Source organism: Aureivirga sp. CE67 (assembly GCF_015767245.1).
Taxonomy (GTDB): domain Bacteria; phylum Bacteroidota; class Bacteroidia; order Flavobacteriales; family Flavobacteriaceae; genus Aureivirga.
On sequence record NZ_JADOTV010000035.1, the window covers coordinates 1 to 21,359 of the forward strand.

The following is a 21,359-nucleotide window of genomic DNA, read 5'->3' on the forward strand; positions in this document are numbered from 1 at the left end:
TTAATTTACTACAAAGATCAAAAGAAAAATTGAATTTTAAGCAAATAAGAACAAAGTTAGCTTATAATAAAGATGAGTTGAATAAGATTTTTAAATCAAATTTATTTTTATGAAAAAGCCGTGATAACCATTATAAAGCATCTTATTTATTTGATATTTTTAAGTTTAAAGGAGATCAAAAAATTGCAAAAGAATTATTTGAACATTCAATTTCAGATAATAAATTGAAAAATGAAGAGCATCCAGAAATACTTGAAGTTATAGCTTATTTGAAATACGAATCAATTAAAAAGGTTCTATATCAATATTTTAAAAATTTAGAACACTGTGATTTTTACTTAACTAAATCTTTCGTTTTAGGTTTTTTAAATTTTGATTGCTCCGAATATCAAGAGGAATTCAAAATGGAAATTGAAAAATGTTATTATAAAGGTCTTTTTAATGAATTTATTCCAGCTCTAGCTTGTAAAATAGAAGATAATAAAGAAATATTAGAAAAATTATATTTAACAGGAAATGAAAATGCTTCTACAGACTGTATTTCTGGAATTATACTTGGTTTATCTCTTTCTAAAAATGGAAAAAATTATTTAGAAAAAATCTTATTTAATCCTGTTTGGGAAACTTGTAATGCAGGAACTGGTAATTTATGGCAAACATATTTTGCTTTCAAAAAATCTGGAATGCGTTTTTCAGAACTTTTTGATTATTTAGAAAAACTGAACAATACAGATAAAATAGAAAACGCTTTAGAAGTTATTTTTTCTCTCTTAAAATTAAGAGTTAAAGATTATGATGATAATGAAATGGAGAGTTTTGAAGAATTATTAAAAATCTTTTTTCATAATGATGATAACAGATTAGATTTATTAGAAATAGCAGACAAAGTCAATGAATTTAATGAAGCTAGACATCTTGAAAACATATTGGAAATAAAAATTACAGAAGAGCTTTTTATAGATAGAGTCTAAAAGTCATATTTTTTAATCAGAACCCTTTTATAATAATATTAACTCCAAAAAAATCTTGAATTTAGTAGTTTAGAATGAAACACAATCTAAACAACAGATCATGGGAGAATATGCGATACATGGCGGAGATAAAGGAAAAAGAAGACTTCAAATATTGTCCGAAACTTTGGAAGAAGAAACGACAAAATTCATACAAAAAGTTGGTATTTCTAAAGGAATGAAATGTCTTGATTTGGGTTGTGGTGGCGGAAATGTTTCTATCTTATTATCAAAATTAATTGGAGAAAAAGGAGAAGTTATTGGTTATGATATAGATGAAAGAAAAATAGCTCTTGCAAAAGAAACTATGAAAGAATTAAACATTTCAAATATTAAGTTTGAAGTAAAAAATGTAAATCATTTTGATGAAAAAGAAGTTTATGATATTATTTATTCAAGGTTCCTTCTTTCTCATTTAAAAAATCCAGCTGAAATATTGCAAAAGATGTATCATTCTCTGAAACCGAATGGGAAAATTTTAATTGAAGAAACGGATTTCTCTGGACATTTTTCTGTTCCTCGTTCAAAAGATTTTGATTCATATGTTTCACTTTATCAAAAATTATTAGAAAAAAGAGGTACAAATGCAAACCTTGGAAAAGAACTTTTTTCTTTATTAAATCAATCTAGGTTTAAAAATATTGATTTTAGTATTTCTCAAGTAGCACACAATTCTGGCAATGGAAAATTAATGGCTGAAATTACTTTTGAGGGAATCTCCGAAGCTTTGATTAAAGATAAAATCATAAGTCAAAACGTTATCGAAGAAATACAATCTGGATTAATCGAATTTAGAAAACGAAAAGATACTATTATGAGTCTACCCAGAATTTTTCAATTCTATGCTTTTAAGCAATAAAAAAAGAGATTTCTACACGAAGTAAAAATCTCTTTCTATTTGATTCAAAATTTATGATTAGTCAAATGACGTATCCATTTTTATATAATCTAAAAATTCTCTACGAACATCTTTCTCTTTAAATTTACCTCCAAATTCAGCAGTTACTGTACTACTTTCAATATCACGAATTCCACGAGAATTTACACATAAATGCTTCGCATCAATCACACAAGCAACATCATCTGTTCCTAATGCTCTTTGTAATTCTTGTACAATCTGCATCGTCAAACGCTCTTGTACTTGTGGTCTTTTCGCAAAATGATCAACAATTCTGTTCATTTTTGAAAGTCCAATAACTTTTCCTCCTGAAATATATGCAACATGAGCTCTACCTACAATTGGTAAAAAGTGATGCTCACAAGTAGAATAAACCACGATATTCTTTTCTACTAACATTTCACCATATTTATAGTGATTTTCGAAAGTAGAAGCTTTTGGCATTCTCTTAGGATTCAATCCACCGAATAACTCTTTAACATAAGCTTTAGCAACTCTCTTTGGAGTTCCTTTTAAGCTATCATCTGTTAAATCCAAACCAAGAGTTTCCATGATTTCTCTAACATTCTCTTTAATTTTCTCTATTTTTTCATCATCAGAAATATCAAAAGCATCTGGACGTAAAGGTGTCACAGCTGATGTACTGATGTGGTTGTCTCCTATATCTTCTAATTCTTCTGGATTCATCTTATCTATATGAGTTTAAAACCGCAAAGTTAATTATTTTACTAAATCTAATAACTCTTCTAACGAACATTCTTTCTGAGTTCCATCATTCATGTTCTTTAAAGAAAAGCTATTATTTTCCATTTCTTTCTCTCCAACTAGCACTACAAAAGGAATTTCTCTTTTGTTTGCATAGTTCATTTGTTTTTTCATTTTCGAACTATCTGGAAATAATTCCGATTTGATTCCAGCTTTACGAAGTTCTTTGATTGCTTTCATACAATAAGCAGCTTCTGCATCACCAAAGTTGATAAAAGTTACTGTTGGTTTTGGTAAAACTACCTCATCAAACAATCCTAATTCCTCTAGAACTAAATAAATTCTATCTAAACCAAAAGAAATTCCAATTCCGCTGATTCCTTTTAATCCGAAAATTCCTGTTAAGTCGTCATAACGACCTCCACCACCAATAGAACCCATCTTTACAGTATCTGGCGCGCTTACTTCATAAATTGCTCCAGTGTAATAATTCAGTCCTCTTGCAAGAGTTACATCAATATCAAGCTTAGCAGATTCTAAACCTAATTTCTCAATATTTTCGATTACAAAACGTAATTCTTTTACTCCATTCAATCCTTCTTCAGAACTTGCCAACATCGCTTCAAGCTTATCTAACTTTTCGATGTTTGTTCCGTCAAAACTGAATAATGGTGTTACTTTCTCGATTGCTTCTTCCGAAATTCCTTTAGAAATCATTTCTTTTACAACTCCTTCTTGACCAATTTTATCTAATTTGTCTAAAGCAACTGTAAAATCAATTAATTTATCTTTTGCATCAATTACTTCTGCAATTCCAGATAAAATCTTTCTGTTGTTTAATTTAATTGTCGTTCCTTCTAAACGAAGTTTCGTGAAAACTGCATCGTATAATTGTACAAATTCTACTTCTTGCCAAAGTGAAGTACTTCCTACTACATCTGCATCACACTGACGGAACTCTCTATATCTTCCTTTCTGTGGTCTGTCTGCTCTCCAAACAGGTTGCATTTGGTATCTTTTGAATGGAAATACTAAATCATTTTGGTGTTGCACTACATAACGAGCGAACGGCACTGTAAGGTCGTAACGCAATGCTTTTTCAGAAATAGCTCCTGTAACTTTTTTACTGTCTTTATTTTCTAATAATCCTGCATCTACTTTCTTTAAGTAATCTCCAGAATTTAATATTTTAAAAATCAATCTGTCTCCTTCTTCTCCATATTTCCCCATTAAAGTTGAAGAGTTTTCAAAACTTGGTGTTTCAATTGGTTGAAATCCAAATGTTTCAAATTCTTCTTTGATAATGTTCATAATGTAGTTACGCTGTGCAACTTCTTTTGGAGAAAAATCTCTCGTTCCTTTCGGTATACCAGGTTTTTGTGCCATGATTTATATAAAATAGTTTGCAAATATCTGAAACAATTTGATATGTGTAAACTTTGTTTTTAAATTTTTAATTCGATTTACTAATAGTTGTATAAGTGTTTTCTATGTAATCTATTTTATATTCACAAAACATGTTATTATTTTGTTTTATAAAAAATACAGAGGTATGTTTTGTGTAAGTTTTTATAAAATAAATTCGATTAAACACAAAAATGAAATTTACTCACTTTTAAGAATTTCTCTTGCCATTTCTAGATCTTCTGGAGTATCAATTCCGATAGCAGCATGTGTAGTTTCTACCATCTTCATTGTTTTTCCATGTTCTAAAAATCTTAAGTTTTCTAGTTTTTCTGTTGCTTCCAATTTTGTCATTGGTGTATTTGAAAAATCTAAAAGAGCTTGTTTTCTAAAAGCGTAAATTCCGATGTGTTTAAAATAAGAAGCTAATTCTTTCTCTCTCGGATAAGGAATCGGAGAACGAGAAAAATACATCGCTTCATTGTTTTGATTTACAACTACTTTTACATTATTTGGGTTTTGAACTGCTTCAAAATCTGTCAATGGAAACATCAAAGAAGCAACATCTACTTTCTTTTCCGCATCTTCTTTAAAAACTTGTAGTAGTTTTTCTAAAGGTTCTTTTTTTGTAAAAGGCTCATCACCTTGCACGTTTACCACTACATCTACATCCATATTTTCAACAGCTTCTGCAATTCTGTCTGATCCACTCTCGTGCTGATGTACGCTCATGATTGCCTTTCCGCCATGATGGACAATTTCATCAAAAATCACTTGACTATCTGTAACAACATAAACCTCATCGAAAAGATGGGTATCTACAGTAGCTTCATAAGTTCTCAAAATGACTGTTTTTCCGCCTAAGTCTTGCATCAATTTCTCAGGAAATCTACTTGCCTGAAGTCGTGCAGGAATCATTGCTATACATTTCATATATATAAAATTAATTATTTTTTAGGTAATTGCCTTTTTCGTAATCGGTTCAAACTTGCGTTTAATTCAAAACCAAGTAAAAGAATAATCGAGTTTAACCAAACGAAAAGCATTAATATTAAAAGGGTTCCGATAGAACCATATAGTTCGTTATACTTTGAAAATTTGATTACATAAATACCGAATAAATAAAACATCAACAAAGTCAAAACTGTTGTAAATAAAGCTCCTGGTGAAAAGAATTTTAAATGTTTTACTTCTTTTGTTCCAAAATGATAAAGAATAGAAACTGAAAGGTAAATCATGAAAATAAAAAGTGCGATACTTCCATTTCTAATCCAAAAACCTTCATTTGATAGCCAACCATTTTGTTGTAAATTCTGGACTCCTATTTCCAAATATGCGATAAAAGCAATCGTTGTCAATAATAAAATGGAAAGCATAATGGAAGTTCCAAGAGCTATCAAATATTGACGAATTACACTTCGCATTTCTTTGATATGATAAGAATATTCAAATCCACCAAAAATAGAATTGACACCATTTGTCATCAAGAAAATAGAAGTTAAAAATCCAAAAGAAAGCAATCCACCATATTTGTTGTTTGCAATATCTTTTATCACAGATTGGACAGCCTCACTTGTGTTTGGAGGAAGCCAGTGTTCAATTTGCGCAACAAAATCTTCTTGAAATCCTTCTATGGGAACATAGGGAATCAGCGTAAGAACAAATAGTAAAAAGGGGAAAAGTGCCATAAAAAAACTAAATGCAATTCCTCCTGCCCTTGAAGTCAAAGCTCCTTTTACAATTCCGATAATATAAAGTTCCAACAAATCATAAAGAGACATTCCATTTAAACCAGGAATTGCAATTTTCTTCCCTAGTTTAACCAGAATATTCAATATTGGAACTTTCATTAAGTTCTTTTCGATTTCCTTGGTCATAGCTACAAATGATAAATCTTATTTTCTTTTATTTTGAATCGATAATTTTCTAAATCAATAATTTGGTGTTTTATGTTTTAGGTATTTTTTAGATTTAAATTTGTATTCGAAAATTCTTCACTATAAAAAACCTTACAAAATGCTTAAATTTAAAATGTGTAATTCTATAATTATTATTTTTACACACCCCTAACCCCTCTCAAGAGGGGAAATAAAATTAATAAGCTTTTAAACTTAAATCTAAATTATAAACAGAATGTGTCAATGCTCCTGAAGAGATATAATTTACTCCGCATTCTGCATACTCACGAATTGTTTTTTCATTGATTCCACCAGAAGATTCTGTCAAACATTTGTCTCCAATCATTTCTACAGCTGTTCTAGTATCCTCATAATTGAAATTATCAATCAAAATTCTATAAACACCATCCGTTTGTAAGATTTCTTCGATTTCTTTTAAATCTCTAGCTTCCACAATGATTTTTAAATCTAAATTGTTTTCTGCCAAATATGCTTTTGTTTTTTCAATTGCTTTTGTAATTCCTCCAGCAAAATCAATATGATTGTCTTTCAACATTACCATATCGTATAAAGCAAAACGGTGGTTCTCTCCTCCTCCAATTTTTACAGCCCATTTCTCAATAGCTCTAATTCCTGGAGTCGTTTTTCTTGTATCTAAAATTTTCGTATTTGTTCCTTCTAAAAGATCCACAAAAAACTTAGTCTTTGTAGCAATCGCACTCATTCTTTGCATTGCATTTAATACTAATCTTTCTGCTTTTAAAATAGATTGTGAACTTCCGCTTACTGTAAATGCAACATCTCCATGCGAAACTTTTGCTCCATCTTCAATTTTTACATCTACTTCTAAGTTCGGATCTACATAATCAAATATTCTTTGTGCAAATGCAACTCCTGCAATTACACCTTCGTCTTTTACTAATAATTTTGCTCGTCCTGTTGCATCACTAGGAATACAGGCCAAAGAACTGTGATCTCCATCGCCAACATCTTCACGAATTGCATTACTGATGATAATATCTAGTTCTTTTTCAAATTGTTCGTTGCTTATCATTTTTCACAAATTATTTAGACAAAAATAATGGTTTTATTTTCAATATTCACCTTTAATTCTTTTTATATTTGCTCTATGAAGATTAAACTTTTAGCAATTGGTAAAACAGATGATAAAAATCTGATTCAACTTATTGAAAATTACCAAAAAAGACTGAAACACTATATTTCTTTTGACTTAGAAATTATCCCAGATATCAAGAATGTAAAAAACCTTTCGGAAGCCCAACAAAAGGAAAAAGAAGGAGAATTAATTCTTAAAAAATTACAAGCTACAGATCAATTGATTCTTTTGGACGAAAAAGGAAAAGATTTTCGCTCTATCGAATTTGCCAATTTTATGCAGAAAAAAATGAATAGCGGAATCAAGCAATTGGTTTTTGTTATTGGTGGACCTTATGGTTTTTCGGATGCTGTGTATAAAAAATCGCAAGGAAAAGTTTCTTTGTCAAAAATGACTTTCTCGCATCAAATGATTCGCCTTTTTATGGTAGAACAAATTTATCGAGCTTTTACAATTCTTAAAAACGAACCATATCATCATGAATAAAACGAAAATTGTTTTTGCAACCAACAATGCAAAAAAATTAGAAGAAGTTCAGGCAATGCTTCCTGAATCTATTGAAATTTTGAGTCTGAAAGATATTTCTTGTTTTGAAGACATTCCAGAAACGAGCAATACAATTGAAGGAAATTCAATTTTGAAAGCAGATTATGTAACGGAAAAATATAATTATGCTTGTTTTGCTGACGATACTGGTTTGGAAGTAGAAAGCTTAAATGGAGAACCTGGAGTTTATTCGGCACGATACGCTGGAGAACCTGCGGATTCTGAGAAAAATATGGATAAATTACTTCAGAACTTAGAAGGAAAAGAAAATAGAAAAGCGCATTTCAAAACAGTTGTTTGTTTGAATTTAAATGGCGAGCAACATTTGTTTGAAGGAATTTGTAATGGAACTATTTTAGAAGCTAGAAAAGGAGAAAAAGGATTTGGTTACGATCCTATTTTTCAGCCAAAAGGTTTTTCGCAATCTTTTGCAGAAATGACAATGGATGAAAAAGCAAAAATTAGCCACCGAGGAATTGCTGTTCGAAAATTAATTGAGTTTTTGAATAATTTATAATTAAAAAATATAGAAAAGCATGAGTTTTTGACTTGTGCTTTTTTAACAAAACTAAAATTGCATTAAATGGAAAATTGGTTAAAAGAAAAATTAGAAAACCATTCCCTTGACTCCCAAAAGTTATTTGAAGAATCCCTAATATGTTATCGAGTAAAAGCAAATCGTGCAGCTTTATTATTTTCATATTTAGGTTTTTTCACAATAATAAAAGAAAGAATAATTAGATATAATGGTGATAAAATCGAAAAGAAAAGATTAAATCATTTAATTCAAAAATTAAACGACGATGGAAAATGGGAAGAAGCTATTTATAATGAATTAAATAATTCTAGAAGCTCTATATTTAATTTTAGTGAATCTATAAGAACTCAAATTCAATATTGGAAAGACAGGAGAAATGATTGTGCTCATTTTAGAGAAAATGAAATTAATCATACTCATGTTGAGATGTTTTGGACCTTTTTAAAATCCAATTTAAATAAAATTACAATTGAAGGAGGTATGGAAAATTTATTACAAAAATTTAAAACTCACTTTGATGACACAAGAACAGCTCCTAATTCCGATTATACACATTTACTAAATGAAATAGATAGTTCAATTGAAAAAAATGATTTTCAATTTTTTATGGATAATCTAGATGATTTTTTTGATGAATACAATCCTGAAAGGTTTCTACTTTTTTATAATATTGTTGTTACACTTAAAAATACGTCATTAGAAAAAGAACCTTTAAAATGGTTAGAGAATAAGAATAAATTTACACTTTATTTAATTTATTATCAACCACAAATAGCAAATATAATTTCTTTTGACCCCAAATTAATTAGAAAAATATGGAAAGATAAAATTCCTGAAAGAAATTCAGAAGTAGACTCACTTTATTCAAATCTACTAAGAAACAGTTTAATTCCTAAAAAAGAAATATTTGAATCTTTAGATTATTATTTTCAATACTTTGATCAGTCAAAATACAATAGATTATCAAATATTGAATCAGTAAGAGAACAACTTTATTTAAATGGTATAGGAAAACTTGTATATGATTATTTCTTTTTAGATTATAAAATAACAAATATACAAAAATCTGAAATTGACATAAAAGCGGATTTAATTGTTTTATTGTTAGAATTTGAAAATAATTATGATAAATATATTTTAATATCACTCCAAGAAATATTTAATAGAGGAAACCCATGGATAGAACCTAATTGGTTAAAAATAAGTATTGAAGAATTACTATACAGAAAACCTGAAATAAGATATATTTTTATTGATAAAGCAAAAGAATATGAAATAAAATTACCTAATTTTATACTTCATGAAGAAAAAGCAATGTAATTTTTTAATGCTTTTTTATAAATCTAAAACATTTGAGTAAATTCATTATAACTAATTTTAATTCAATTCCTTCTTCACACAACTTATTTTATGGTCGAATTAATAAAGATATTAAACAACTCATGAGAAAATGGCTTTTTCTATGAGTTAAGGCAAGGTGTATTTTTAGAAAATGATTTTAACTTAATTCAAGAAAAAATAGATCAAATAGATTTTGAAAATGAAAAATTAAATGATGAATTTGTTAGATTATTTTGGTTTACACCTTTATTTATTGAATGGCAAAAAGAGAGATTAGTAGAAAATGGTGTTTCTGAAGAAAAATATTGGATAGCCTTCAATTATTTTTTTGAAAAATGTAATCAAATTTTAGGAATGCCTTAAAAACTTTAATCCTAAAACTATAAAACTAATCAACCCCAAGAATAAAAAATGCACAATAGTAAATACATAAAACCGAAAGAAAAAAAGAATCTAAAAAATATTATAACACGTAAACCTTCAAAAAAAATTCCCGAATTAGAGTTTAAACAGTATTATTATTGGGTATTTGGAGCTCTTATATTTATTCGAATCTTTTTTGATAAAAATTTAAGTCCAGAGTTAATTGGAGGAAATGGTACTCATTTCTGGTTAGTTGATGTCTTATCAATAATAGTAGGTGTTCTTATTATAGGAATTTATACTAGTGCTTACCATAGAATTAAACAAAAAGAATTCCAATTTATTCACATTCTATCAATTTTAGTTTTTGGTTCTTATTTAACTATGAACACTTTATCAAGAAGTACTTGGACGTATTTTAGTCAAAAAGGAAAAGAAGAACAAATTACTTGTAAAATTAATCAATTTCGTTTTTCTAATGATGGTTTAGATGAATCTGCAAATTATGTTTATTTTCAATTTAAAGGAAAGGAAGAAGAAATTAAAAATTGGGATGAAGAATTCATTAACGCTTTCAAAAAAGAAAACCCAAAAAAATTTGATTTAATCCTAAATATCAAAAAAGGACTATGGGGTTATTATATCATCAAAGATTGGGAAATAGTTCCAAATGATTTTATTCAAACTTATAAAGAAAAATAATAGATTTATACTAAGTTTTATTTTTTTTGGTTTTTAAATTGTAACTAACTAAAAGTGGGAGTTTTTGTAAAAATCTTTAAAAAGGCATTTTTTTTGTAGAACTACACTTTTAGACTTTTATTTGAATTATAAGTATCTTTACTTCGGAAAATGTAATTTTGAAAAACCTTAAGAAAGAGAAATGAAAAAAATACTGCTAATATTGTGTCTGGTTTTTTGTGTAAATTCGTTTGCACAAGAAGACGATGAATTTGAAAATGAAATTCCTTTAGACTCTCTTTTTAATGAATATGATTTTCAAATTATAGAGCAAGATAGTTTGGTTATTGGGCTACATGAAGTTCAAATTTTAAAGAAAATTAATTTCAAAAAATCCAGAGACCGAAACTATTATTATTGGCTTCGAAAAAAAACGCACAAAGCATATCCGTATGCAAAAATGGCTACAGAAAGGTTAGATTCTTTAAATAAAGAATTAAAAGAAATAAAATCGAAAAGAAAAAGAAGAAAATACACTCGTAAAATGCAAAAGTATCTGGAAAAGGAATTTACAGATCAACTGAAAAAACTTACGAAAACAGAAGGGAGAATTCTGATAAAATTAATTAATAGACAAACAGGAAATACTGCTTTTGAACTTGTTAAGGAGCTTCGTAGCGGATGGAAAGCTTTTTGGTACAATACGACTGCCAATCTTTTTAGTCTTTCTTTAAAAACAGATTATGATCCATTAAATATTGACGAAGATTACATCATTGAAGATATTCTGCAAAGATCTTTTCAAAACGGAACTTTGGAAGAACAAGATCCTGCTGAAGAAATTGATTTTATCGATATCACAGAACAACGAAGGAAAGAAGATCGTTTAATTGACTCTAAAATGATCGATAAACAATTGAAGAAATATAAATAACAGAAAAACTCTTGAGCAATCTCAAGAGTTTTTTTATTTAATAACTAAAACAAAACTATTAATTATAAAATTTCTTATCTCTAGCATAGTAGCCTTTTTTCAAAGCAGAATTAAAAACTGGATTTAATACCAATTTCGATAAAACTGCTGAAACTTTTACCGCTGACTTATCTGCAGTTTCTACAGAACCTGCTCCAAAAACAGGATTTGGAGAAAATTCTAATTTCTCATGTTCTATATATTGCGCCCAATCTCTACCAAGAATTTCTTCTACAGCTTTTAAGGCAACTTCATAAGAACCAATAGCCGGTCCTGCTGAATAAAATTTCCCATCCACCATAACTTCTTGCCCAGTTGGTGTAACTCCAATTTTTGGAAGTGAGCAAGCTTGCTGATAATTGGTAGCTGCTTTTTTATTATGCAATAAACCGGCAGAACCAACCAAGAAAGTTCCGGCACAGACACTAATAATGGCCGAAACTTCTTGGTTTTGTTTCAAAATAAAATCCAAAACAACCGAATCTTTCAAATATTTAGGATGTGTTGCCCCGATTATCAACACATCTAATTGTGGACAGGCGTCGAATGTAATATTTGGTTGAATTGTTGGACCTAAATCCAAAAGTGGTTCTGAAGCTTCCAGTGAATGAGAAACATAATAAAACTGCGTATTTGGAATAGAACTAAAAACATCAATTGCTCCCATAGTATCTGGTACATAAATTTCTGGAGCTGCAAAAACTCCTACTTTCAGAGGTTTTCCATTCTCTGGTTTTTGCAGTCGGATATGATCAACTATTGGATATTGAACACGCGCATTGTATTCTAATAAAAGCTCCGAAAATTTTGTCAACCATTTTCCTCGAAATTCATTAAAAACTGTAAAAGCTGCTTCAATTCCTCCAGTAGAAGGTCCTGCTGTCAGAATTTTTCCATCTTTTATACATTTTCTTTCATAAGAAACATTTAAATAATGTTCGTTTAAAATATCTAAAGTTTTTTCGTCTGCAGTAATTTTTTGATTTTCTAAAACACCTGCTTTGTGAAGAAGAAGAACACCATTTGAAATTCCAATGATATATTTCAATTTTGGAAATCTTTCTTTTATAAAATGGATTAATTCTTTGTTTTTAAACTCTTTTTCATCAACTTCCCCTACAAACAACACATCCAATTTCGGGCAATCTTGGTATGTTTTGTTTGCATAAATTCCTAATTGTGATTTCCCGAAAATCACACCTTTTTTATGACTTATATAATATATTTTATTTCTCGGATGAATTCGAAAAATTGCTTCAGTTTCAATAATATCGGCTTCTCTACAATTTGGTGTAAGAAGAAATCCGACATTAATTCTTTTTATTTGTTTTCGCATTTTTCTAGTATTTAAGTTAGAAGCAAAATTATTTCCAAACACTAGAAAAAAATAGGAGAAACTATTCCAGAACTAGGACATTTCAAACATTTTTCGGAATTGTTTTGGTGTAAAAGAAGTTTGTTTTTTAAAGAATCTACTGAAATACGAAGGATCTTCAAAACCTATTTTCTCAGAAACCTCAGAAATCGTAAGTTCAGAGATGAAAAGCAAATATTTCGCTTCTGTGATTTTTATTTTGTTTAAAAGCTGAAGTGCAGAAAGTGCAGAAATCGATTTCACACATTTATTCAAATGATTAGCAGAAACAGAAAGTTGTTTAGCAAAATCTGTAATGGTCATTTGCTTTTCCATATTTGCATAAACCCTTTTTTTAAACTTTTGAGTTATTTCCAACGCTGCTCTATTCTTTACATTTAAAGAATTTGTAATTGCCTGAAGCTCTAAAAGAAGTGTAATAACATAAGCATTTACAATGGTGTTATTTGTATTTTCTTCGTTGGTTTCAAATAAAATTCGTTCAAAAATATTACTAAAAAAAGGCATTACTTTTTCTTGAATTTGAAAAATAGAATCGCTCCATGTTTCTAAGAAATTTAAGCTAAAAATAAGCGAATGATCCCCCATCCTACCGATGATTCCATTGCTTTTAATAAATAAAACAATTCCTTTTGAATTTTCTTTTATTGCATCTAACCGAAAAGGTTTTTCTGGTTGAATTAAAATTAAATGTTTCTTTTTTAGTGTAAAATCATCGTAACCAATTTGCATTTGAATTTCTCCTTCTTCTAATAGAATAAACAAGACTCCTTCTAGCTTTACTGGGTTTGTAGGTAATTCTTCTTTCTTTATAAAATCAGAAAGTGGCAAACAAGAAAAATCTTTATTCGCATATAAATATTTTTTGAAAACACTTTTTGTAGAATATTTTGAATCCAAGCTGCTTACCATTTTAATTTATTTTTTGCTTTACAATATTAAGAATGTTTTTTAAGCAAAATATTAAAAGATCAAAGTTCTAAATATATTCCTACAAATATTTAATATTAACTAATTATTGGCAATATTTTTGCTAAAAACAAAGCCAACCAAAACATTATTTGCATGAAAATTAAATTACTATTTCTATTCTTACTCTTTAGTTATGTAGGTTTTTCTCAAGGAATTCCACAACTAAAGGTTGAAAAAGCTGAAAAAGAAATTACGCTAGAAAAACTCTGTGTGAGTACAGAAATCATCGGAAACATTGCAACCACCACTTATGAAATGGATTTTTACAATCCAAATAATCATGTAATGGAAGGAGAACTTAGTTTTCCACTTGGTGAAAATCAAAATGTAGTTCGTTTTGCACTAGATATTAACAACAACCTTCGTGAAGCTGTTGTGGTAAAAAAAGAAAAAGCCAGAGTTGCTTTTGAAGCTACGACAAGACAAAGAATTGACCCTGCACTTTTGGAAAAAGTAGAAGGAAATAATTACAAAGCTCGTGTGTATCCGATTCCTTCGAAAGGTTATAAAAAAGTTGTTCTTGCTTTTGAAGAAGAATTAACTTTGACAGAAAATGCGCACCAACTTCGTTACAATTTTGATTTCACAAATAGTTTAGAGCATTTTTCGCTTTCTATAATTGCACTAAATCAGAAAACTGCTTCAATTTCTAATTCTAGTTTTTTAAAAAACACAAAATTTAAAACCGAAAAAGGAGCACTGAAATTAGATTTTAGAAAGAAAAACTTCTCCCCAAACGGAACTATAACTATTGATTTCCCATTAGAAAATACTTCCGAAAAACTAATCACTTTTGAAGAATATTTTTATTTCTACAAATATTTAAAACCAGAAAAAAGAAAACGAAAACTTCCGAGTAAAATTGATCTTTTTTGGGACACTTCGCTTTCTATGGAAAAGAGAAATTTAAAGAAAGAATTAGCAATTCTAGAAGATTATTTTTCTTTAAACAAAAATGTAAAAATCACTGTTTTCAATTTTAGTAATCGAATCAAGCAAGAAAAAACATTTAAAATAAAAAATGGAAATTGGAAAGATTTAAAAAGCTATCTTGAAAACACAAAATATGATGGAGCAACTTCTTATCAAGCAATTAAAAATCCTTTATTAAATGCTCCGCACAGTTTTCTTTTTTCTGATGGAATGAAAAACTTTGGAACCATTTCAGAAAATATTGAAAAACCTCTTTTTATCTTTAATAGTCTACAAAAAGCAAATCATTTTTATCTGAAAGAGCTTTGTTTAAATTCTGGTGGAAATTATATTAACCTAAATAGAATTTCTGAAAAAGAAGCTTTGGATTTATTAGAAAATGAAACTTTTAATTTTATTGGTTTTAAAAAAGAAAAGAATTCCGAATTAGAAATTTATCCAAATTCTAGAGCGGTGGTAACGAACGATTTTTCTATTGTAGGAAAAGACTTTATGAATGACGAAACTCTTGAATTATATTTCGGTTTTGGAAATAAAAAAACAAAAACCATAAAAGTTCTTCTAAACGATTCGAAAACGCAAAGCGCAAAAATCCCAAAATTTTGGGCTACAAAAAAAATAGCTTCTCTTTCTAAAAACAAAAAAGAAAATGAAGAAGAAATTGTAAAAGTGAGTAAAGAATATCAAGTAATTTCTGATTTTACTTCTATGATTGTTTTAGATCGTGTAGAAGATTATGTTGAGCATGAGATTGTTCCTCCAGCAGATTTACAAGATAAATATTACACTTTACTTCAAGAAAAAAGAAGAAGAGAAAAAGAATTAGCTATAGATAATGACTCTAATACAGATATTTATTTAGATGATTTAAAAGATTTTGCTGCATGGAATAAAAGAGATTATGTACAAGAGGAAGTTGAAAGAAAGAAAAAAACACCTCTTACAAATGCTCTACAAGGAAAAGTATCTGGAGTTGAAACAATCGAAGAAGAGGAAGTTGAAATGATGGAAAGTTCTTCACCTCCTGCACCTGAAACTATTGAAATAGTTGAAAACGAAGAAGAATTGATGTATCAAGAAGAAGTAGAAGCGAATGCTGATTGGGGAGATGAAGAAATGGATGCAGATTATGCTTTTGATGATGGTTCTAGACATGATTCTAAAGGTAAAAAGTCAAATTCTCGAAAATCTTCAAAATTAAAAGCTTGGGATTCAAACATGAAATATGTGAAAGAACTGAAGAAAATCAAGCTTACAGATATTGCATATCAAAGATATTTGGAAATGCGACCAGATTATAAAAATATGCCAACTTTCTATTTTGATGTAGCGGACTTTTTCATACAAAGAAATACGCCACATTTAGCTTTGCAAATAATTTCTAATGTTGCAGAAATGGATGTCGATAATTTTGAACTTTTAAGAGCTTTAGCTTATAAATTAGAAGCAACCAAAAATTATCAAGAAGCTGTATTTGTCTATGAAAAAATCTTAGAATTAAGACCAGAAGATTTACAATCGTATCGTGATTTGGCTTTGGCTTATGACCAAATCGGAGAACATCAAAAAGCGATTGAACTTTTGTATGCTATTGTGAATGGTTCTTTATATGAAAAAGATTCTGAAAGAAGATTTAGAGGAATTGAAGAAATTGTTTTTATAGAAATGAATCGAATCCTTCATAAATATCCTAAAAAAGTAGATACCGATTTCATTGATTCTAAATACATTGAAAATCTATCGATGGATTTCAGAATTGTAATCGATTGGAATCATAATAATACGGATATTGATTTATGGGTAACAGATCCGAACAAAGAAAAATGTTATTATAACCACAAAAAAACAAAAATTAATGGAAGAATTTCAGATGATATGACACAAGGTTTTGGTCCTGAAAGTTTTACTTTAAAAAGAAAAAAAGAAGGAGATTACCTTGGGCAAATTAAATATTTTGGGGATACAAAACAGAAAATTTCTGGACCAACAATTTTGAAAGCAACAATTTTTGAAAACTACGGAACAGAAAATGAAACAAAAGAAATCAAAGTTTATCGTTTAGATAAAAAAGAAGATGTTCTTACTTTTTTTGAAGCGTATTTGAAATGATTTTAAACAAAAAAGAGGTTGAAAATCAACCTCTTTTTTTTAGTAATATTCTATTTCTCTTTTTTGAAAAGTATCTTCCCAATTGCGTTTTCCTTTGATTTTTATTTTGGTCCAATTTTCAAGCGAATCAACTTCATATTCCAGATCATATTCTTTATGATTATCTTCAAACTCTTCTTGATATTCATAAAAAGTCAGTCGATTCAGATTATCATATTTGTATATTTTTGCGTGTATTATTTTATTGACAATAAATACTTCTTTCTCACATAATCCATTTGGATTAAAAGTTCTTTCATAAGCAATTTCATAAGTATTATTACCTTTAAAAGGTCGAAAATCATTCACTTCTTTTTCTACAACATACCCATTTTCATAATACTCGTAAATATAATTCATCGTAACATCTAGATTTTCCACCTCTTCATTATTCAATTTCTCTTCTTTCCAATTTTTTCCATCTTCAGAAAAATAAAATTGTTTGGTTAAAATTCTATGAGTATCATCATAAGTAGAAACTATTTTTTCAAAAACACCGTCCTGAGCAATTCTAAAATTTTCTATTGGATTTCCTTTTTCATCAAAAACTAACCTCCATTGGTAAACACCATCTTTCTTAAATCCTTTTGAAAGTAACCGATCATTTTCATATTCATAAACATTGTTAACAGAAACTGTTTTCATATCCTCTTTGTAAATTTTTCTTTCTATCAAATTTCCATTTTTATCATAAGAAAAAGTATACTTAGAAAACATATAAGCTTTATCAAAATCTTTATCTTCAATAACAATTTTTGATGCATTTAAACTCGATTCTTCTCTATACTTCATCAACTTTATGAGTTCAATATTTTGTCCTTTTTCATTGTATTTATAAATCGTTTTTTGAAGAAGACTATTATAACGATTCGAATATTCTAGTCGTTCCAATATTCTCCCTTTTTTGTCATAACGAAATTCATAATTACTATTCCAATCCCATGTTTTTAATCTTTTAATATTCTTTTTATTCAATAAAAAATCATGATTAATTCCATACTCCATTCCACTATGAAAATTTTCTTTTCTTTGAATTGCTATCTCTGATTTAATCACTTTCCCAAAAGATCTATCAATTTTTGTATTCATATGACCATTTTTATCATGATAATTAATGATCATAAAAATTGCTATTCCAATGAAAAAAGAGAAAAAAATCCCTACAACATACTTGCTACTTTTTGGTTCTTCCATTTTTTTGTTTTTGACTTCAAATATATGTTTTAGATTTGAAATAGCAATAAAATAAAAACATCAAAAAAAACATACCAAATCACTATTTATCAAATCGTTAAGAATCAAAAAACTAATTTCAAACAACATAAAAAAAGAATACTTTTAGTAAAACTTTAAACCAAAAAATATGGAAACTACAAAAAGCATTTTATCGGAAGTATTAGAAAAAGAACTTACAAATTTACCGATCGTAGAATCACCAAGTTTAAATGAAGATTTTCCAAAAAAAGAACTCCTTACAGATTTAAATGAATTAAGATTAATGCAAATAATCCTAGCGAGAAAAGCAATTATTGAAAATTCAGGATATATAGGAGATCTAATCAAAATGGGAGATTTTTTACAAGGCGATAAATTATTAAGTAAATGGAAAATTTATAAACTAAATGATGGCTCTGACAAAATCGGTGTATTATGGTCACATTTTGATGATGATAGTTGGTCTGTATTTTTTAAGGGAGACAATCTCGAAATCGAGAGTTTATACTACGAAAACTAATTGTAAAAAAAGCGAAGCAGATAATTTCTACTTCGCTTTTTTGATAAATTCAGCTAATAATAAATAAAACAAAGAGCAATACTTGATTAATCATTTGATAAATAATCTCGGATATCTTGGAATAAATCTTCAAATTCTAAAATCAAGTTGTCATTAGCTAAATCTTTATAAAGAGTTGCATTCAACCTACCTTTCGATAAAGTAATTTTATAAATCAATTCTCCATCTTTTTTCTTTGTCCAAACTTTTTTAGAAGTTTTCCCGAATACTTCTTGGATTTTCTCCTGAACATTTTCAGTCATATTTTTAGAAAAAGTAGCTCTTACTTTATATCGATCATCTGAGTTATGAATAGAAATATCAACATTTTTTTCCCCATTACTACTTGAGGTAGTTCTAGAAACACTTGATGAAGAACTATGATGTGTTGAATTTGGTGGTGTTGGCGGTGTTGGTGGTATCGGAGTACTTTGCGCATTTAATGCATTTACAAATAAAGAAATTAGTCCTACAATGGTGATTTTTAATACATTTTTCATCTTGATAAATTTTATAGTTATACGTTTTTAAATTTTATTTTCTGTTATTTTTTAGTTCAAATTAGAGCAAAAGATTCCCTGTTCCTTCTAGGAGGAATTTTAAATTTTGTTATAAACATTGATTTATATTAGTCTCTAACGATAAAAATCAATCCTCGATTTCGGATACTTTTGATTTCGATATTTTCGTCTTTTTTAAAGTATTTTCGAAGTCTTGAAAGAAAAACATCCATACTTCTTCCTGTGAAAAAATCTTCACTTCCCCAGACTTGTTTTAAGATAAATTCACGCTGTAATAATTCATTTTTATTTTGGTATAAAAAGTCAATTAATTCTGCTTCTTTTTCTGTCAAAACCTGAGATTCTGATTCATATTTCAATTCAAAATTCTCTTTTTCAAATTGGTATTTTCCTATGCTGTAAATTTGCTTTTCTTCCTTTTGGTTTCTTTTTAAAATATTCTCCATTTTCAAAAGCAAAATATCCATATCAAAAGGTTTTGTGATATAATCTTCCGCTCCCATTTTTAAACCAAACATCATATCTTCTTTCAAGTTTTTTGCAGTAAGAAATAAAAATGGTTTTTCAATTTTATGTTCATTGACCAATGTAAATCCATCTATTTTTGGCATCATTACATCTAACAAAATCAAATCATAATTATTTTCTTCTTTTATAAATTGTAATGCTTCTTCTCCATTTTTCTTCCAAACAACATCATAATCTTCTACAATTAAATATTGCTCCAACATATTTCCAAGATCCAAATCATCTTCTACTAAAAGTACTTTCTTATTTTTCATTTTTTAAGGGCAATTTTATGTTAAACAAAGTTCCTTTTTCCAATTCACTTTTTACTGAAATTTCTCCATGATGCAATTCGATGATTTGTTTTGTGTAAAATAATCCTAATCCAAGACCTTTTACATTATGAACATTTCCTGAAGAAACTCGATAGAATTTTTTAAATATTTCTTTTTGTTTTTTTGCTGAAATTCCGATTCCAGAATCTTTTATTTGAATTTGGTAAAAATCATTTTCTACAAAAGACTTCACTTCTATTTTTATATTCTCTTTACTATACTTTACAGCATTATCCAGAAGATTTTGAATTGCAATCGTTAAATGCATTTTACTTACTTCACAAAATATTTTTTGACTAGAAATTTCATCTAAAAACACTATTTCTTTTTGACTACAAGAAATCTGAAAATCCTCATAAATTTCTCTAAGAAAACTCGAAATCTCAACTGTTTCTAATTCTAATTTCACAGGGTTATTTGGACTTATTTCTACAATTTGGTTTAATAGTTTTTCCAATCTTGTATTTTGTCTTTCAATCGTTTTAAGCGTATTTTCCATCAAAACCTCATTTCCTGTAATTTTCTTATTTCGCAAACTCTTCGAAGCAATTTTCAATGTTGCTAAAGGTGTTTTAAATTCATGAATGATATTATTGATAAAATCTGTTTTTAAAAGCAATAAATCTTTTTGTTTAATCATACTTTTCACTGTATAGAAAAACAGAGCGCAAATCAACACAAACAGCAAAACTGAAAAAATAAAAGTATAGGACATTCGCTGAAAAACAATCCAATAATCATTGTTGATTTTGACATAATCTGAAGACTGAATTTCGTAAGAAAGCTCGATTTCTTTATTTTCATCATCTATTGTAGAAGTTTCTACTTTCCAAATAGAATTGTTTACAGATAAAGCATTTTCTTTAGAAAAACCATTTCCTATATGGTATTTTTCTTCAAACGAAATCGTATCATTTTTAATTTTCGAAAAGAAAATAATTTGCTCTAAATCTACTTGATAATCCAAATCGTATTTCAGATCAATTAAAGATTTTTCTTTTTCAAACATTTTATCAAAAACTAGATTTTCTTTCTGAAAAAATTGAAATAAAGAATCTAAATATTGCTGTTTTGTAAGTTTCTTCATCTGATAACTTTTAGCAAACTCCGAAAAATTCATTTTCCAGTTTTCTTCAAAGCTTTCGAAACTTTCCGTTTTCTTGATCTTTGAAATTATATTTTCTATTTCTGATCTAAATATTTTCTTTTCTAAATCATACGTGTTTTTTATCAAAGAATATTGAATCACAGAAAGAAACAAAAATGCTAAAACCGAAACAGTAATTAATATTTGTAATCTTTTTTTCATATTTATTTCAT

Annotated in this window: 20 protein-coding genes; 9 read left to right on the plus strand and 11 right to left on the minus strand. The window is 28.2% G+C overall.

The genetic code is table 11. The features are described from left to right. Window positions 1–224: 224 nt before the first annotated feature. Both I0K12_RS21365 and I0K12_RS21370 read left to right on the plus strand, forming a co-directional pair. The gene (locus tag I0K12_RS21365) at window positions 225–971 is read left to right on the plus strand and encodes a hypothetical protein (protein WP_196890219.1); all 747 of its coding nucleotides are present in this window, start codon (window positions 225–227) and stop codon (window positions 969–971) included. A gap of 100 nt (window positions 972–1,071) precedes the next feature. Beyond that, window positions 1,072–1,869, plus strand: coding sequence for a class I SAM-dependent methyltransferase (locus I0K12_RS21370; RefSeq protein ID WP_196890220.1), 798 nt, complete (start codon window positions 1,072–1,074; stop codon window positions 1,867–1,869). 57 nt (window positions 1,870–1,926) lie between these two features. Here the strand turns inward: I0K12_RS21370 and folE are convergent, their stop codons facing one another. The 5 genes from folE to nadC form a co-directional block, all read right to left on the minus strand. Beyond that, a complete protein-coding gene (folE, locus tag I0K12_RS21375; protein WP_196890221.1) occupies window positions 1,927–2,595 on the minus strand; it encodes a GTP cyclohydrolase I FolE in 669 nt (222 codons plus the stop codon). A 33-nt stretch (window positions 2,596–2,628) separates the two neighbouring features. Beyond that, window positions 2,629–3,999: a histidine--tRNA ligase gene (gene hisS / locus I0K12_RS21380; protein WP_196890222.1), complete on the minus strand. Its 1,371-nt coding sequence runs from the start codon at window positions 3,997–3,999 to the stop codon at window positions 2,629–2,631. A 219-nt stretch (window positions 4,000–4,218) separates the two neighbouring features. Continuing rightward, on the minus strand, window positions 4,219–4,950 hold the full coding sequence (gene kdsB, locus I0K12_RS21385; protein WP_196890223.1) for a 3-deoxy-manno-octulosonate cytidylyltransferase: 732 nt from the start codon (window positions 4,948–4,950) through the stop codon (window positions 4,219–4,221). A 14-nt stretch (window positions 4,951–4,964) separates the two neighbouring features. After that, the gene (locus tag I0K12_RS21390; protein WP_196890224.1) at window positions 4,965–5,894 is read right to left on the minus strand and encodes a YihY/virulence factor BrkB family protein; all 930 of its coding nucleotides are present in this window, start codon (window positions 5,892–5,894) and stop codon (window positions 4,965–4,967) included. 217 nt (window positions 5,895–6,111) lie between these two features. Continuing rightward, window positions 6,112–6,969 carry a carboxylating nicotinate-nucleotide diphosphorylase gene (gene nadC, locus I0K12_RS21395; RefSeq protein WP_196890225.1) on the minus strand — a complete coding sequence of 286 codons (858 nt, stop codon included), beginning with the start codon at window positions 6,967–6,969 and terminating at the stop codon, window positions 6,112–6,114. Window positions 6,970–7,044: 75 nt separating this feature from the next. On the opposite strand from nadC, the gene rlmH reads away from it, so the two are divergent. From rlmH to I0K12_RS21420, 5 genes are all read left to right on the plus strand, one after another. Then, window positions 7,045–7,518 carry a 23S rRNA (pseudouridine(1915)-N(3))-methyltransferase RlmH gene (gene rlmH, locus I0K12_RS21400; RefSeq protein WP_196890226.1) on the plus strand — a complete coding sequence of 158 codons (474 nt, stop codon included), beginning with the start codon at window positions 7,045–7,047 and terminating at the stop codon, window positions 7,516–7,518. Continuing rightward, entirely contained in the window at window positions 7,511–8,095 is a 585-nt protein-coding gene (locus tag I0K12_RS21405) for a non-canonical purine NTP diphosphatase (protein ID WP_196890227.1), read from the plus strand. The genes rlmH and I0K12_RS21405 overlap by 8 nt, the downstream gene beginning before the upstream one ends. A 66-nt stretch (window positions 8,096–8,161) precedes the next feature. Then, entirely contained in the window at window positions 8,162–9,436 is a 1,275-nt protein-coding gene (locus I0K12_RS21410; RefSeq protein WP_196890228.1) for a hypothetical protein, read from the plus strand. Window positions 9,437–9,868: 432 nt separating this feature from the next. After that, on the plus strand, window positions 9,869–10,522 hold the full coding sequence (locus tag I0K12_RS21415; RefSeq protein ID WP_196890229.1) for a hypothetical protein: 654 nt from the start codon (window positions 9,869–9,871) through the stop codon (window positions 10,520–10,522). A 181-nt stretch (window positions 10,523–10,703) separates the two neighbouring features. Then, entirely contained in the window at window positions 10,704–11,435 is a 732-nt protein-coding gene (locus I0K12_RS21420) for a DUF4294 domain-containing protein (protein WP_196890230.1), read from the plus strand. A 58-nt stretch (window positions 11,436–11,493) separates the two neighbouring features. Here I0K12_RS21420 and I0K12_RS21425 read toward each other — a convergent pair whose 3' ends face one another. Next, complete coding sequence (locus I0K12_RS21425) at window positions 11,494–12,810, minus strand: DJ-1/PfpI family protein (RefSeq protein WP_196890231.1); 1,317 nt, start codon at window positions 12,808–12,810, stop codon at window positions 11,494–11,496. 72 nt (window positions 12,811–12,882) lie between these two features. Continuing rightward, complete coding sequence (locus I0K12_RS21430; RefSeq protein ID WP_196890232.1) at window positions 12,883–13,761, minus strand: helix-turn-helix domain-containing protein; 879 nt, start codon at window positions 13,759–13,761, stop codon at window positions 12,883–12,885. Window positions 13,762–13,914: 153 nt separating this feature from the next. Between I0K12_RS21430 and I0K12_RS21435 the strand changes: the two genes are divergently transcribed. Further along, window positions 13,915–16,863, plus strand: coding sequence for a VIT domain-containing protein (locus I0K12_RS21435; protein ID WP_196890233.1), 2,949 nt, complete (start codon window positions 13,915–13,917; stop codon window positions 16,861–16,863). 39 nt (window positions 16,864–16,902) lie between these two features. Here the strand turns inward: I0K12_RS21435 and I0K12_RS21440 are convergent, their stop codons facing one another. Then, window positions 16,903–18,096 (minus strand): hypothetical protein, encoded by a 1,194-nt coding sequence (locus tag I0K12_RS21440; protein WP_196890234.1) that lies wholly within the window; start codon window positions 18,094–18,096, stop codon window positions 16,903–16,905. Between the two features lie 169 nt (window positions 18,097–18,265). On the opposite strand from I0K12_RS21440, the gene I0K12_RS21445 reads away from it, so the two are divergent. Then, complete coding sequence (locus tag I0K12_RS21445) at window positions 18,266–18,637, plus strand: hypothetical protein (RefSeq protein ID WP_196890235.1); 372 nt, start codon at window positions 18,266–18,268, stop codon at window positions 18,635–18,637. 86 nt (window positions 18,638–18,723) lie between these two features. Here the strand turns inward: I0K12_RS21445 and I0K12_RS21450 are convergent, their stop codons facing one another. From I0K12_RS21450 to I0K12_RS21460, 3 genes are all read right to left on the minus strand, one after another. After that, window positions 18,724–19,176 (minus strand): hypothetical protein, encoded by a 453-nt coding sequence (locus I0K12_RS21450; RefSeq protein ID WP_196890236.1) that lies wholly within the window; start codon window positions 19,174–19,176, stop codon window positions 18,724–18,726. Window positions 19,177–19,304: 128 nt separating this feature from the next. Next, on the minus strand, window positions 19,305–19,979 hold the full coding sequence (locus I0K12_RS21455; RefSeq protein WP_196890237.1) for a response regulator transcription factor: 675 nt from the start codon (window positions 19,977–19,979) through the stop codon (window positions 19,305–19,307). Next, window positions 19,969–21,348: a sensor histidine kinase gene (locus I0K12_RS21460; protein WP_196890238.1), complete on the minus strand. Its 1,380-nt coding sequence runs from the start codon at window positions 21,346–21,348 to the stop codon at window positions 19,969–19,971. The genes I0K12_RS21455 and I0K12_RS21460 overlap by 11 nt, the downstream gene beginning before the upstream one ends. Window positions 21,349–21,359: the final 11 nt, after the last annotated feature.

Excerpts from the sequence above, each read along its gene's own strand:
- I0K12_RS21420 (WP_196890230.1), top strand. The coding sequence starts at position 10,704 with ATGAAAAAAATACTGCTAATATTGTGTCTGGTTTTTTGTGTAAATTCG.
- I0K12_RS21460 (WP_196890238.1), bottom strand. The coding sequence starts at position 21,348 with ATGAAAAAAAGATTACAAATATTAATTACTGTTTCGGTTTTAGCATTT.
- I0K12_RS21415 (WP_196890229.1), top strand. The coding sequence starts at position 9,869 with ATGCACAATAGTAAATACATAAAACCGAAAGAAAAAAAGAATCTAAAA.
- I0K12_RS21370 (WP_196890220.1), top strand. The coding sequence starts at position 1,072 with ATGGGAGAATATGCGATACATGGCGGAGATAAAGGAAAAAGAAGACTT.
- I0K12_RS21450 (WP_196890236.1), bottom strand. The coding sequence starts at position 19,176 with ATGAAAAATGTATTAAAAATCACCATTGTAGGACTAATTTCTTTATTT.
- rlmH (WP_196890226.1), top strand. The coding sequence starts at position 7,045 with ATGAAGATTAAACTTTTAGCAATTGGTAAAACAGATGATAAAAATCTG.
- I0K12_RS21440 (WP_196890234.1), bottom strand. The coding sequence starts at position 18,096 with ATGGAAGAACCAAAAAGTAGCAAGTATGTTGTAGGGATTTTTTTCTCT.
- I0K12_RS21430 (WP_196890232.1), bottom strand. The coding sequence starts at position 13,761 with ATGGTAAGCAGCTTGGATTCAAAATATTCTACAAAAAGTGTTTTCAAA.
- folE (WP_196890221.1), bottom strand. The coding sequence starts at position 2,595 with ATGAATCCAGAAGAATTAGAAGATATAGGAGACAACCACATCAGTACA.
- I0K12_RS21455 (WP_196890237.1), bottom strand. The coding sequence starts at position 19,979 with ATGAAAAATAAGAAAGTACTTTTAGTAGAAGATGATTTGGATCTTGGA.
- hisS (WP_196890222.1), bottom strand. The coding sequence starts at position 3,999 with ATGGCACAAAAACCTGGTATACCGAAAGGAACGAGAGATTTTTCTCCA.
- nadC (WP_196890225.1), bottom strand. The coding sequence starts at position 6,969 with ATGATAAGCAACGAACAATTTGAAAAAGAACTAGATATTATCATCAGT.
- I0K12_RS21405 (WP_196890227.1), top strand. The coding sequence starts at position 7,511 with ATGAATAAAACGAAAATTGTTTTTGCAACCAACAATGCAAAAAAATTA.
- I0K12_RS21410 (WP_196890228.1), top strand. The coding sequence starts at position 8,162 with ATGGAAAATTGGTTAAAAGAAAAATTAGAAAACCATTCCCTTGACTCC.
- kdsB (WP_196890223.1), bottom strand. The coding sequence starts at position 4,950 with ATGAAATGTATAGCAATGATTCCTGCACGACTTCAGGCAAGTAGATTT.
- I0K12_RS21390 (WP_196890224.1), bottom strand. The coding sequence starts at position 5,894 with ATGACCAAGGAAATCGAAAAGAACTTAATGAAAGTTCCAATATTGAAT.
- I0K12_RS21445 (WP_196890235.1), top strand. The coding sequence starts at position 18,266 with ATGGAAACTACAAAAAGCATTTTATCGGAAGTATTAGAAAAAGAACTT.
- I0K12_RS21425 (WP_196890231.1), bottom strand. The coding sequence starts at position 12,810 with ATGCGAAAACAAATAAAAAGAATTAATGTCGGATTTCTTCTTACACCA.
- I0K12_RS21435 (WP_196890233.1), top strand. The coding sequence starts at position 13,915 with ATGAAAATTAAATTACTATTTCTATTCTTACTCTTTAGTTATGTAGGT.